The 12,860-nt window shown below is 73.6% G+C and carries 8 protein-coding genes; 2 read left to right on the top strand and 6 right to left on the bottom strand.

Annotated elements, in window-relative coordinates; genetic code table 11:
* Positions 1 to 62 precede the first annotated feature (62 nt).
* From ACGFZF_RS17075 to ACGFZF_RS17065, 3 genes are all read right to left on the bottom strand, one after another.
* Complete coding sequence (locus ACGFZF_RS17075) at positions 63 to 695, bottom strand: hypothetical protein (RefSeq protein WP_393554792.1); 633 nt, start codon at positions 693 to 695, stop codon at positions 63 to 65.
* 10 nt (positions 696 to 705) lie between these two features.
* The gene (locus tag ACGFZF_RS17070) at positions 706 to 1,353 is read right to left on the bottom strand and encodes an FxLYD domain-containing protein (protein ID WP_393554790.1); all 648 of its coding nucleotides are present in this window, start codon (positions 1,351 to 1,353) and stop codon (positions 706 to 708) included.
* A 104-nt stretch (positions 1,354 to 1,457) separates the two neighbouring features.
* A complete protein-coding gene (locus ACGFZF_RS17065; RefSeq protein WP_393554788.1) occupies positions 1,458 to 2,552 on the bottom strand; it encodes a chemotaxis protein in 1,095 nt (364 codons plus the stop codon).
* Positions 2,553 to 2,903: 351 nt separating this feature from the next.
* Here ACGFZF_RS17065 and ACGFZF_RS17060 point away from each other — a divergent pair, with 351 nt between their 5' ends.
* Positions 2,904 to 4,349 carry a glyceraldehyde-3-phosphate dehydrogenase gene (locus ACGFZF_RS17060; RefSeq protein WP_356600153.1) on the top strand — a complete coding sequence of 482 codons (1,446 nt, stop codon included), beginning with the start codon at positions 2,904 to 2,906 and terminating at the stop codon, positions 4,347 to 4,349.
* A gap of 130 nt (positions 4,350 to 4,479) precedes the next feature.
* Here ACGFZF_RS17060 and ACGFZF_RS17055 read toward each other — a convergent pair whose 3' ends face one another.
* The 3 genes from ACGFZF_RS17055 to ACGFZF_RS17045 all read right to left on the bottom strand — a co-directional run bounded on the left by ACGFZF_RS17055 (position 4,480) and on the right by ACGFZF_RS17045 (position 11,937).
* Positions 4,480 to 5,544, bottom strand: coding sequence for a trypsin-like serine peptidase (locus ACGFZF_RS17055; RefSeq protein WP_393554786.1), 1,065 nt, complete (start codon positions 5,542 to 5,544; stop codon positions 4,480 to 4,482).
* Positions 5,545 to 5,566: 22 nt separating this feature from the next.
* Complete coding sequence (locus ACGFZF_RS17050; RefSeq protein ID WP_393554784.1) at positions 5,567 to 10,906, bottom strand: trypsin-like peptidase domain-containing protein; 5,340 nt, start codon at positions 10,904 to 10,906, stop codon at positions 5,567 to 5,569.
* A 134-nt stretch (positions 10,907 to 11,040) separates the two neighbouring features.
* Positions 11,041 to 11,937, bottom strand: a complete 897-nt coding sequence (locus ACGFZF_RS17045) for a DNA/RNA non-specific endonuclease (RefSeq protein ID WP_356600148.1) — start codon at positions 11,935 to 11,937, stop codon at positions 11,041 to 11,043.
* Positions 11,938 to 12,042: 105 nt separating this feature from the next.
* On the opposite strand from ACGFZF_RS17045, the gene ACGFZF_RS17040 reads away from it, so the two are divergent.
* Positions 12,043 to 12,858, top strand: a complete 816-nt coding sequence (locus ACGFZF_RS17040) for a caspase domain-containing protein (protein ID WP_393554782.1) — start codon at positions 12,043 to 12,045, stop codon at positions 12,856 to 12,858.
* The last annotated feature ends 2 nt before the right edge of the window (positions 12,859 to 12,860 follow it).

The raw sequence follows: 12,860 nt of genomic DNA, 5'->3' as shown, positions 1-12,860 counted from the left end.
CTTTGCACCCTATGTCCAATTCCTGGAGGGGGCATCGGAAGGGCGGCCTCCTCGGCGCGCCCTCAGGCGACGTACGCCGACAGCCCCAGCGTCGCGGCCAGCACCCGCCACAGCGTCCACGCGCCGACCCGGTTCACGACCCCGCAGAGCCGTTGCCCGGTGCAGCTGCCCGGGCCGTTCTGCCAGGCGCTCACCACCAGGTGGAGGGTGCCGAGGTAGCCGGCGAAGGCGAAGCGGATGTGCTGCCCGGGGCCCAGCGCGTGCCCTTCCAGGGTCGCGATCTGCAGGTAGTCGTATCCGACGGCCTCGACCCGTACGGGGTTCCCGCCCAGCAGCGAACAGGTGGCGTCCGCGTGGATCCGGCGCGGGCAGGCGCCGCTGACGGGGAAGAGCCAGAAGTTGTCGGTCAGCTGCTCCCGCACCGCGTGCGGGCTGGTGAAGGGGTGGAACCCGAGCCCGTACGTGTACTGGTAGAGCCAGTTCGGGCCGTGGCAGGACGCGGGGTCGGCGCCGCAGTCGGCGACGCCCGCCGGCGCCCGGACCACGGGCGCCGGCGCCGCGCCCCCGGGTGCGGCACCGGCGCCGGGCGCGGCGGCCGTGAGCAGCAGGGTCAGGGCGAGGGCGGCGGACGGCGCGGCGCGCAGGGATCCGCGCGCCGCGCCGGCCGGGGTCGTGCGGGACGGGGCGGAGGCCATCGCGGACCCGTCAGTACCGCTGGGCCTTGGTGAGTCGCGGTGTCAGGACCGGCTCGGGAGCGCTGCGGCTGATGACGAGCGGCTGCTTCCGCCCACCCGGGGGCAGGTCCTCGGCTCCGGTGTACTGGGTCTCGACGACCTTGCCGGACGCGTCGAGGAAGTCGACCTGGACGGCGTACGAGGCGGTCGCGTCGGTCTGGTTGGTGATGCTGACGAGCACCGTGAGGATGCCGTTCGTGTCGGCGCGCGGCTTGCCGGACATCGCGACCTCGCTCCGCGCGTTCCCGCCGCCCTGGACGCCCTTGAGCGCGTCCTGGGCGGCCTGCTGGGAGCGTTCCACCTCGGCCCCGATCGACGCCTTGCGGGACGCCTCGCGAGCCGACGCCGAGGCCGCGGCGGCGGACGCCGAGGCGCGGGCGGCGGCCTCGGCCGACTCCGCCGCCGAGGCGAGGGCGGACGGCGCCGCGCCCGAGAAGGAGGCGGTGTCCGGCGGTGTGGGCCGGTCGCTGAACGACGAGCTCCGGCCCGTGTCGTCGTCGCCGGAGTCGCAGGCGGCGAGGCCGGCCGCGCCGGCGGCGGTCAGGACGACGGCCACGGCGGCGCCCGCCGCCCGGCGGAGCGCCGGCGGGCGGGTACTGCGGGACGGCGGAGTGTTCACGGGCGGGTCCTCTCCTTCTCGGGAACGTGCGCGTGCTGTTCGGGGACGTACGGGCGGGAACGGGTGTGCGGGGCCGGGGTCGGCGGACGCCTCCGGGCGTGCCGTCAGAAGCGCAGGACGGCGGCGATGCGCCCCATGTCGGACAGGGTGTCGTCCGGGACGAAGCGGACCTCCGCCCCCGTCTCCAGGGCCTGCTCCACGATCCCGTCGACGATGTCGTCCCGGGAGTCGAGGTCGGAGGCTTCGGCCGGCTCCAGGTGGTCGCCGTAGTCCCGTACGACCGCCCGGTAGCCCTCCTCCACGGTCAGCAGGCGCACCCGGCCCGCCTTCGCGGCCTCCCAGACCTCGTCGAGGCCCGCGGCGAACTCCCGGCGTCCCCGGGCGGTGTCCAGTTCGGCCAGCACCGTCGCCACCACGGCCGCGGCCCGCGCGGTCAGCAGCGGCTCGACGGCCCGCCGTACCGCGTCGGCCGGCCCGTGGGCGAGGCCGCCCTGCTGGACGGTCATCGTGTCCTGGCCCAGCGGGCCGGTCTCCTCGAGGAGGGCGAGGGCGGCGGGCTCGCCGATCACGTACAGCGGCCTGCGGTGGGAGCTGAGGACCACCAGGAGCCGCTCGTGGGCCTCGCGCAGGAACTGGCGTGTCTGCTCGTCCTGGAAGGTGCTGGGCAGATCGCCGATCCGCTCCTTGCGCTCCGCGTCCGGGTCCTCCAGGCTCCGGGTGAGCGGGAATCCGGCGCCGGTGTGCTCGCTCACCCCGGCCGCGTCGCCGCTCCACAGCGACGCCCGGTCGGCGGCCACGGTCAGCGCCCAGAACGGCTGCTCCGCGGCCTGGGCGGACACGAGGTTGCGGGTGAGGAAGGTGTCGGCCACGACCACCCGCTCGGGCGTGGGGCGCGCCACCGTCCACACCTGGTGCTCGCCGGGTGCGGCGAAGATCACCAGTCCGTCCTCGGCGAGCGCCGGGTCGAGTTCCGCCACCGCCTGGTCCAGCTGCGTCAGCACGTCCGCCAGCCGCTCCCGGGTCACCGCCGGGTCGTTCCGGAGCTCCCGGTCGGCCGCCGCGAGGAGGTTGCGCAGCCGCACCGGGTCCTGGGCGGCGTCCGGCTCACGGCGGTGCGTCGGCATCGTCAGCGACACGGCCGGATACGGGCGGGGCTGGCGGAGTTTCGCGAGGACGTCGGAGGTGAGTGAAGGGCGCATGGGAGCGGGCCTTTCGGGTGTGGGGGAGATCTCTGCTGCGGAACCGGCGGGGCCGCGCGGCCGGCGGGCCGGGCGGACCGTGGCGCGTCGCTACGGGGGGCCGTCGGGCCGCCGGAGCGGGCACCCCCGCGGATCGGGGGGTTCGCCTGCGTCATCTCGGATCACAATGTGTCATTTTTGCCCTAAATATCCGCATGCGCGAGCCGGGACGCGCGCGCGTCCTCCCGTGGACCTGCCGGTGTGCGCCGTCGCCGGGATCGCGGGCCGGATCCGCCTTCGGGGGCACCGTCCGAGTGATCAAAAGAGCGAGGGGTTAGCATATGAGCGCCGCCTAGCTCGAAAGATAAACCTGTGACTGTCAAAGACGACTCGTTCACCAACTGGAAGAACCGCGAAGAGATCGCGGAGTCGATGATCCCGATCATCGGGAAGATGCACCGCGAGCAGGACGTCACCGTCCTGGTCCACAGCCGCTCCTTGGTGAACAAGTCGGTGGTGAGCATCCTCAAGACCCACCGGTTCGCCCGTCAGATCGCCGGCGAGGAGCTCTCGGTCACCGAGACGCTCCCGTTCCTCAAGACGCTGACCACCCTCGATCTCGGCCCGTCCCAGATCGACATCGGCATGCTGGCCGCCGAGTACAAGACCGACGACCGCGGTCTCTCGGTCGAGGAGTTCACCGCCGAGGCCGTCGCCGGCGCCATGGGCGAGAACAAGATCGAGCGCCGGGAGGGTCGCGACGTCGTCCTCTACGGCTTCGGCCGCATCGGCCGCCTCGTCGCCCGCCTCCTCATCGAGAAGGCCGGCTCGGGCAACGGTCTCCGTCTGCGCGCCATCGTCGTGCGCGGCGGCGGCGAGCAGGATCTCGTGAAGCGCGCCTCGCTGCTGCGCCGCGACTCGATCCACGGCCAGTTCCAGGGCACGATCACCGTGGACGAGGCGAACAGCACGATCGTCGCCAACGGCAACACGATCAAGGTGATCTACGCCAACGACCCCTCCGAGGTCGACTACACGGCGTACGGCATCGAGAACGCCATCCTCATCGACAACACCGGCAAGTGGCGCGACCGCGAGGGCCTGTCGAAGCACCTGCGCCCCGGCATCGACAAGGTCGTCCTGACCGCGCCCGGCAAGGGTGACGTGCCGAACATCGTGCACGGCGTCAACCACGACACGATCAAGCCGGACGAGCAGATCCTCTCCTGCGCCTCCTGCACCACCAACGCGATCGTGCCGCCGCTGAAGGCGATGGACGACGAGTACGGCGTGCTGCGCGGTCACGTGGAGACCGTCCACTCGTTCACGAACGACCAGAACCTGCTGGACAACTACCACAAGGCCGACCGCCGCGGGCGTTCCGCGCCGCTCAACATGGTGATCACCGAGACCGGTGCCGCCTCGGCCGTCGCCAAGGCGCTGCCCGACCTGAAGGCCCCGATCACCGGCAGCTCGATCCGCGTCCCCGTCCCGGACGTCTCGATCGCCATCCTGAGCCTGCGCCTGGGCCGCGAGACCACCCGCGACGAGGTCCTCGAGTACCTCCGCGACGTCTCGCTGCACTCGCCGCTGAAGCGCCAGATCGACTTCACCACGGCCCCCGACGCCGTGTCGATGGACTTCGTCGGCTCGCGCCACGCCTCGATCGTCGACGCCGGCGCCACCAAGGTCGACGGCGACAACGCCATCCTCTACCTGTGGTACGACAACGAGTTCGGCTACTCGTGCCAGGTGATCCGGGTCGTCCAGCACGTCTCCGGCGTCGAGTACCCGACCTTCCCCGCCCCGGCGGTCTGATCCGGGAACGTCCGGTCCGTCGGCGCACGCAGGCCGTCCCCCCGTCCGACGGGGGGACGGCCCGCGCCGTCTCCGGGCCCGCGGCGCCAGGACAGGACCCGGCCGGCTTCCGCGCGCCCGCCCCGGCCGCTCAGACCCAGTTGACCTCCGCGCGTGCCAGCAGCGGATCGTCCACCAGCTCCCACAGCGGCACGGCCACGTTGCCCTGGCGGTAGCGCCCGCCGAAGTGGAGACCGAGGACGCGGTGGTCCGACAGGTCGAAGACCGGGGACCCGCTGTTCCCGCCCAGGGTCGAGCAGTCGTGCCCCATCACCAGCGCGCCCGGGGTGAACTCCGTCGCGGTCCCCGGCTGGAGCCGCTTGACGTTGTAGACGTCCATGAAGATCCGCCGCATCGACTCCGGCTCGTTGCGCCGACCGTCCCAGGCCGGGTAGCCGATCACGTACACGGGCCGGCCCGGCACGTCCGCCGGGGCGTCCGCCGCGACCGCCGGCGGCGTGGGCAGCGGCACGTCCGCGGACGGGGCGACCCGGAGCAGCGCCAGGTCGACGTCCGGATGGATGCCGACCACCCCGGTGACCTCGTACGGGAGCGGTCCGTCGGCCGGTGACGCCGACGCGGCCGGAAGCTCCTCGCCCGGATCGACCCGGGCCGACACTCCCTGCCGGAAGGTCCAGCCCGAGCCCTCGGCACGCGTGAACTCCACGGCCACATGCCGATTGGTCATCACCGTCTCCGGACCCACCTGGAAGGCCGTGCCCACCCAGTCCAGGCTGTCGTGCCCGGTGAGTTCGACCCGCCCGACGCGGGCGATCGACTCCCGGATCGCGTCCCGGCCGGCGTCGAGCACCGACCAGTCGCCCTCCTGCGGGGCGAAGTCCCGGCCCTGCACCAGGATCGCCGGGCGGCCCTCCAGCAGGACGATCGCCTCCACCCCGAAGTACTCGTCCTCGTCGATCTCGTCCGCCCTGTGGTCCGCCAGCTTCTCCAGACCGGAGACACCGGCCTCCAGGACCCTGGCCCGTTCCTCCTGCGCGAAGCGGGAGATCTGGCCGGCCGGGGCCTCCTCCGCCGGCGACTCGGCCATCGACTCGGAGATCTCCGCCTCCAGGTGCTTCCGCACCCGCGCGGCGACCGCCGTCAGGTCGCCCAGGACCCGCTCGGGGTCGGTCGCGACCGGTGATCCGTACCGCATCCTCCGTCACCTCCGCCTGCACTCAGGCCGCCCGCACATGGGTCTCGCCCGTCGACTGCGCCGACATGATCTCCTCGTACAACTCGGGCCTCGTCCCCTGCAGATGGGCCAGGATCGCGCTCATCTGCGTACCGACGTTCACGAACGCCGTCGCCCTGCCCTGGTAGTCCACCTCGTCGACCCGGCGCGTGCCGCGGTGCAGCGCCACCACCGTCCAGTCGTCCGTGAACACCGGGGAACCGGACGAGCCGCTGCGGGTGTCGGTGAAGTAGCGGATGTCGTGCTCGTCCGCCTGGTAGACGAGGTTGTTGCGCAGCGCCACGCGCTTCGGCTGCCCGCCGGGGTGCTGGATGATGTTCACCGCCACGGGATCCGTGCCGGTGAGCAGCAGCGGAGCCGTCGCCACCCGCAGCACCGGCCGGGGCGGCAGCCCCGCGGACAGCCGCAGGATCGCGTAGTCCAGCGCCTCGTCCCAGGCGACCAGCGCGCCCGCCGTCGCCTCCTCGGTCTCCGCGTCGTCGGCGCCGTAGTCGAAACGCGAACGGGAGTTGCGCACCTGGAGCTGGAGGTCGGCCTCGGCGACCGTCGGACGCACCCCGGGGGTGCGGGTACGCGCGTTCACCACGTGGTGGTTGGTGATCAGCAGGCCGGGGCCGATGAGCCAGCCGGTCCCCGCGTGCGGGTAGGCGGGCTGGAGCGGCGCACCCGACTCGTACGGCGGGACCTTCAGCCGGGCGACCGCCGTCCCGGCCAGCACCCCGGCGTGCAGGAACTCGAAGGGCACGGTGTCGTCCCGGAAGATGATCTCCTCCTTGCTCTCGCCCGGCAGGGCGCCCGGCGGCACGTCCGGCTCGCCCGCGGCGTCGCGCGCCACGTCGTCCAGGGCGCGTTGCAGGACGGTGAGGGGACCGGCCTCCAGGGTCTGGGCGATCGCGTTGCGCAGCCAGACCTCCAGCGGCACCGTGCCGTCGATGAGGCGCTCGACCCGGTTCATCGTCACCAGGTCGGAGTGCATCTGCCGCAACGGGCTGTCCAGCACCGGCAGACTCGCCCGGAAGCGGGGGGTCGTGCCGTCGAAGAGGAGCGGCCGTACGGCGCTCTCCGCGAGGCCGGCGTCCAGCGCCGCGTTGCGGACCCTGACCACGTCCTCGGGGGACAGGTAGGGCTCGCTGCGCACCGCGCCCTCCGCGGAGTCGGGCGGCGGCTGCGTCCACAGCCGCGTACGGGCACTCTGCCCCGAGTCCTCCGCCGCCGTGCCGGCGACGCCCGGACGCCCGGCCGGCGCGGCCACGTCCATGGCGGCGGCGACCCCGACCAGCAGGTCCCCGCTGCGGTCGCGGAGCATGAGGGCCCGCCAGGCGATGCTGTCCAGGGTGCCGCGCCGGCGTGCCTCCCACAGCGCCGCCTCCACGTCGGCGTACGACATCCCGGGCCTCGTCCGGCCGCCGCCGGCCGCCTGGGTCACGGGAGCCTCGACGGCTCCGGTCGCGGCGGCCGGGTGGCCGCCGTCGGGCGCCCCGGCCGCCGAGTCCAGGATCCGCGTCAGCGGCTCGCGCAGCTGCGGTTCGTCCGTCATGGCGGCGTCGATCCAGCGGGCGAGCGCGTCCACCACCGCCTCGTCGTCGGCGGGCAGCCCCACCAGCCGGAGCGTGTGCTCCAGCAGCTCCGGGTCGGACCGGCTCGCGGTCGCCGCCGCCGCGCGGGCCAGTGCCGGCCTGCGGGCCACCTCCTCGTCCGGCAGCCCCCGCAGCGTCCGCGCCAGCCGTGCGTCCGTCTCGGCCGAGCCCTCGTCCGACAGCGCCGCCAGCCGGGACCTGGCGACCAGGACCCCCAGCGACTCGTGCGGCAGCCCGAGGCTCCGCGCGAGATCCTCCGCCTCCTGGAGGTCGCGGTCGGCGTCGGCGACGTCGCCCGCGTCCTGGGCGAGCCGCGCGGAGAGCTGGAGCAGTTCGAGCCGAGTCTCGGCGCAGCCGGCCTCCGCGGCCCGCTGCACGGCCTGTTCCGCGCTCTCCCGTGCCTCCGCCGGCCGGCCGGAACGGGCCAGCGTCTCCACCAGCAGCCCGTGGAGCCTGCTGCACGGTGTCCAGGGCTGCCGCTCGGTCAGCCGCTCCACGGCCGGTTCGACGTACCCCTGGGTGAGCAGGTCCTCCACCTCCCGCGCGGCGATCCGCTCCCAGTCCTCCTGGTCCGCCTCGGCCATGATCCGGTCGGGTACGTGCCCGCCGATCCGCGCCAGCAGGAAGGCGGCCGAGCGCGGGGGCATGTCGCGGTCGGCGCCCGCGAGGGCACCCTCGACGCCGGGTTCCCAGCGCGGTTCCACGGTGCGCGGGTCCTCGCCCAGCCGGAGCCGGTGGTAGATCTCCTCGGCCCGGGCCGCGGGACCCTCGCGGGCGGCGTAGTGCCGCACCGCGCTCCGGTCGACGGCCCGCATCAGGTCGGTCCGCGCGCTGTCCGACAGCCGCAGCATGATGCTGCGCAGGTCCGCCCGGTGCCGGACCGTCCCCGGACCCGCCGACTCCATCAGGTCGAGGCGCGCGACCAGCCGGCCGAAGAGCGTCCGGGCCTGCTGAGGAGTCTCGACGCGCAGTCCGGCCGGCCCGGCGAGGACGTCGCCGATCAGCTCGGGCGTGATGACCCGCAGGGCCAGGCCCGCCTGCACCAGCGCGCGGACGTCGTCCTCCGCGATGTGCTTGAGGATCCGGTCGTACAGCGTGCCCTGGATGAGCATCTGGTCGACCTTGTGGTGGAACCAGCGCCGGCGCGAGGGAAGGGAGTCCAGCAGGTCGCCCAGCGGTTCGGAGCCGGCGCCGAGCATCACCGCCGTCTGTGCCGCGAGCTTCAGGCTCAGCGGATGGCCGCCCACCCGGTCGGCCAGGTCGCGGGCCACCGCCTCGTCGTCCACGCCGCAGGACATCAGCAGGTCCACGGCCGCCGGCTCGTCGAGTTCGCCGAGCTCCATCGTGCGCGGCGCCAGCACCTTCGCGGGGTGGTCGATGGGGGCACGCCCGGACACGATGAACCGCAGCCGCGGATACGCGGCGCGCAGCGCCGTCCAGATGGCCCACATGCGGGCCAGCACCGGGGAGCCGCGGTACTGCGCCTCCTCGAAGGAGTCGACCGCGATCAGCAGCGGCGGGGCCGTGCCGCCCTCCGGAGTCCGGACCGCCTCGGACACCAACTCGGCCACCGAACTCGCGAGTTCCTGCTCGCGAGCGCTGGCCCGGGTGTGGAACCCCGCCGAGTAGTCCCGGCCGAGGGTGGCGCGGGTCGCGGAGAGCTGGGCGAACTCGTCGATCCGGGTCCGCTCGCCGCGCTGCCCCGCGGCGGTCTCCTCGCACTCGTCGGCCAGCGCGTCGAAGGCGGCCCGGTGGTCCGGGTACTGGATCCCGAGCTGTCTGGCGGCCTCGGCGATCACGGTGGCGGGCTCGTGGACGGAGAGCGTGGGGCGCTCGAAGTCGATGTAGGCGAAGGGGAACCCGGCGGGCTCCTCGCGCAGGCTGTCGAGGAGGAACCGGGCGAGCAGCGTGCTCTTGCCGATGCCGCCGACGCCGTGCAGGAGCACGGGCGGCTCGGCCGGCTCCGCGGGCAGCGCGAGATAGGCGCGCAGGAGGTCGAGTTCCCGCACCCGCCCGTGGAAGGTGCCCCGCACCAGCCGCTCCATCGGCTGGAGCAGCCGGGCCCGTTCCAGCCGGTGCTGGACGTCGTCGATCGCGGGCAGCCCGCTCGTGCCGGGCACCCGGCTCAGCCACAGGGTGGCCTGGAGCGTGTCCGAGAGCTCCTCGACGCCCTGCGTCGCGAGGCCCGGGGCGGTGCCGGAGAGCAGGGCCAGCGCCGTGCGCTCGGGACAGGGGCCTTCGGGGAGGAGGCCGAGGTTGGCCTCCAGGGCCCGCAGCGCCGCCTGCGGCCCCCGGAGGCCGCGCAGCGCCTCCTCGCGGACCTCCGGCTTGAGGACCCAGACCGGAGCGGAGGGGCCGCCCGGCGCCGTGCAGTCGTCGACGAGCGCCAGCACGGCGGTCTGTCCCGGCGGCTCGGACCCGTCGGGCAGCCGCAGCCGGGCGGGGTCGAAGTCCTGCAGCAGGCAGGCCGCTTCGCGGTAGGCCCGGCGCAGTACGGGCAGCGCGGGCGCGGCCGCGGCACCTGCCGCGCGCAGCCCTTCGCGCAGGAGCGCGGCGACGTCGCCGCCGGGAGCGACGGTGCGGTACAGGCGCACCGTCTCCTCGACCGCGGTGCACACCCGGCGCATGTGGCTGTCCGGCGATCCGGGCACGTCGACCGCCCGCATCACCTCCGCCACCGCCAGGTCCGCCAGTGCGCCGACGTGCGCCTCGTCCGGCTCGTGCGCCGCCTCCGCCTCCGATTCGGCGAAGAACTGCCGGAAGAACGCCCGCAGATCGTCCTCGTCCACCACCCGGGCGGTGTCACGGCACTCGTTCTTGCGGATGTCGTAGGGGAGTTGGCGCATGGTGGAGGAGTAGCCGAGCAGGACCAGCCGCGGCACCGCGTCCTCCTGGACCGGCGTGTGCTCGTAGATGGCCAGGGCGAGCTTGCCGATGCAGTCCCACACGTCCGCGTTGGGGTCGAGCCGGTCGCAGTCGTCGAGGACAAGCCAGAAGCGTTCCTCGGCGGCGGTCGCCCGGCTGACGATCCGGTGCACGGCGTCGTCGACCGAGGGCAGTGGATCGTTCAACTGTGTGGGGTTCAACGGCAGTGCGGGGGTGCCGGGGCCCGCCGTGAACTGCTCCAGCCGTTCCACCAGCCGCGCGGCCGTCGACGTGCGCGACAGCGTGACCCGTACCGGCCGGAAGCCGCAGTGCTGGCCGAGATGGCGGATCAGCCGGTAGGTGTACGAGCGCCCGCTGTCGGGCTCGCCGTCGACGACCAGCACCGTCTGCTCGGGGTCGTCGACGAACCCGCGCAGCTTCTCGCGCAGCTCCGCCCGGTCGATGAACACCTCGGCGCCGCCGCGGAGCACGAGAGCCCGGAAGGGGTCCGCGGCGGCCCGGTGGGTCCGCTCGTCCTCACGCAGTCGCGTGAGCAGGATGCGCACCTCGGCGCCGCGTGCGTAGGCGCCGAACCCGCCGCGGCCGACGGGGCGTCCGTCGCCGCCGGGTCCGCCGCCGGCGTCGAGCGGGTCGAGCCCGGCCAACGCCTCCAGCAGCCGTCGCTGGTGGGCGATGTCCCGCCGGGCCGCCCGCACCAGCAGACGCGCGTTCTCGTCCTGGTCCGGGGTGAGCGTCAGATCCTCGACGAAGCCGGCCGGGAGACCGCTGAGCCGGAGCCGGGTCGCGGGATCGGGGGTGTCGAGGAGATGGTCCCGCACCCATCCGGTGACGAGTCCCCACTCCGTTTCGGTGAGCGGCATACCGCACCTGCTTGGCGGTCCTTGCGCAGCGTCGGACGGAACCGACCGATGTCTTTCATGGTTTCACCGGGCCGGGAGGGTGGCAAACGCGCCGGGAGCGCGCCCCCTTCGAGCCCGGTCCCCCCCGGACGGGCTCACCCCTGCAGCACGATGTCGTCGTACGACTCCAGGCGGCGCCAGCGTTCCTCGGGCGCGCGCGACGGCGGCATCAGGTCGACGTCGGGCAGCGCCCCGAACTCCAGCTCGGTGAGCTCCGCGACGTCGGCGACGGGCACCTGGTAGGTGCGGAACGGGCCGAGCGGCGGCGGCGCCCCCGGGGTGGCCCCGGCCAGTGCCCGGTCCGCGTCCCGGCTCAGGTCGGGGCTCTGGTCGAGGACGTACCCCGTCGACGCCAGCACCCCGTCCTGCATGAACGCGGCCACCTTCCAGAACCGCAGCGGCACCTGGATCCCCCGGTAGGGCGGGTCGGAGTCGTGCAGCACGGGCCCGGTGAAGACCGTCAGCCTCCGGTCGAACTCGGCCGCGTGGTCCAGGAGATGGTTCTCCAGCCCCTGCCAGAGCCGCTTGCCCTGGTTGAAGACGTCCGCCTGCGGCGCGGCGTTCGTGAAGTGGAACGTGTCGGTATTGGCCCGGCCGGCCTCGGCCACCGCACCCCACACCGGGTCGAGCCGGCGCACCAGATGGCCACGGTCCAGGCTGTTGTTCCGGTAGACGTCGTCTCCGGTCTGCTGCTCCCGCGGCAGCCGCGGGTCGTACAGCCAGACGTCGTCGCGGGGCACGTCCTCCAGGAGCCGGCGTCCCTCGATGCAGACCGCGGTCGAGGCGGCGAGCCTTCGGTCCGGGCGGAAGACCACCGTGAAGTGGGTGTACGGGAGGATCACCGTCTCGACCGACGTGCGGGCGGGCAGCGGAAGCGGCACGGCGGGGCCGAGGAACGTCTCGTCGTAGCCGGCACGGTCGTCGAGCGCGTCGCGGCGCGGCTGCCCGGCACGCGGGGGCGGCGGAGAAGGCGAAGGGTCGGAAGCGTTCATAGGATGTAAGTACCGCGCATGGAGGGTCGCGCTCGGCACCGGGCCGCAGGCCACTCGTTCAGACGCCTCCCCGGTGCTCCTTCCCACCCCTCAAGGAGGCACCCCATGCCTGCTGGACTGTCCATCCACATCGGACTCAACAAGGTCGACCCGGACCGCTACGACGGCTGGGACGGCGAGCTCGTGGCCTGCGAGAACGACGCCCGTGACATGGCCGCCCTCGCCCGCTCCGCCGGCTTCGACGACACCGTCCTCATGACCGCCGACGGCACCGTCGACCAGGTCACCGCGGCGCTGCGGCAGGCGGCGGCCAAGCTGACGGCCGACGACATCCTGCTCTTCACCTACTCCGGTCACGGCGGGCAGGTACCCGACGTCACCGGCTCCGACGACGAACCCGACGCCCTCGACGAGACCCTCGTCCTCTACGACCGCCAGTTCCTCGACGACGAGCTGCACCGGGAGTTCCAGGGCTTCGCCGACGGCGTCCGCGTCCTCACCCTCCTCGACTGCTGCCACAGCGGCACCTCGATCGAACTCCCCGGCGCGGCCGCCTCCGACACGGGCGTCCGGCTCATGCCCGTCTACCGGCAGCAGCAGATCCTGGAGCGGGACCGGGCCTTCTTCGAGGACCTGCAGCGCTCCCTGGAGAAGAGCGCCCCACCACCGGACCAGGACACGGGCCCGGGCGTGGTCCTCATCTCGGCCTGCCAGGACAACCAGGTCGCGTCCGACGGACCGGTCAACGGCGCCTACACCGGCGCGCTCCTGGAGGTCTGGGACGGCGGCGCCTTCCGCGGCGGCCACCGCGCGTTCCACCGGGCGATCCAGCGGCGCCTGCCACCCGCCCAGAGCCCCAACCTCCACACGACCGGCAGCCCTTCGCCCGCGTTCCTGCGGCAGCGGCCGTTCACCGTCTGACC

It is taken from the genome of Streptomyces sp. NPDC048338 (assembly GCF_043201055.1).
Lineage (GTDB): Bacteria > Actinomycetota > Actinomycetes > Streptomycetales > Streptomycetaceae > Streptomyces.
This window is presented reverse-complemented; position numbering and strand designations above follow the sequence as displayed.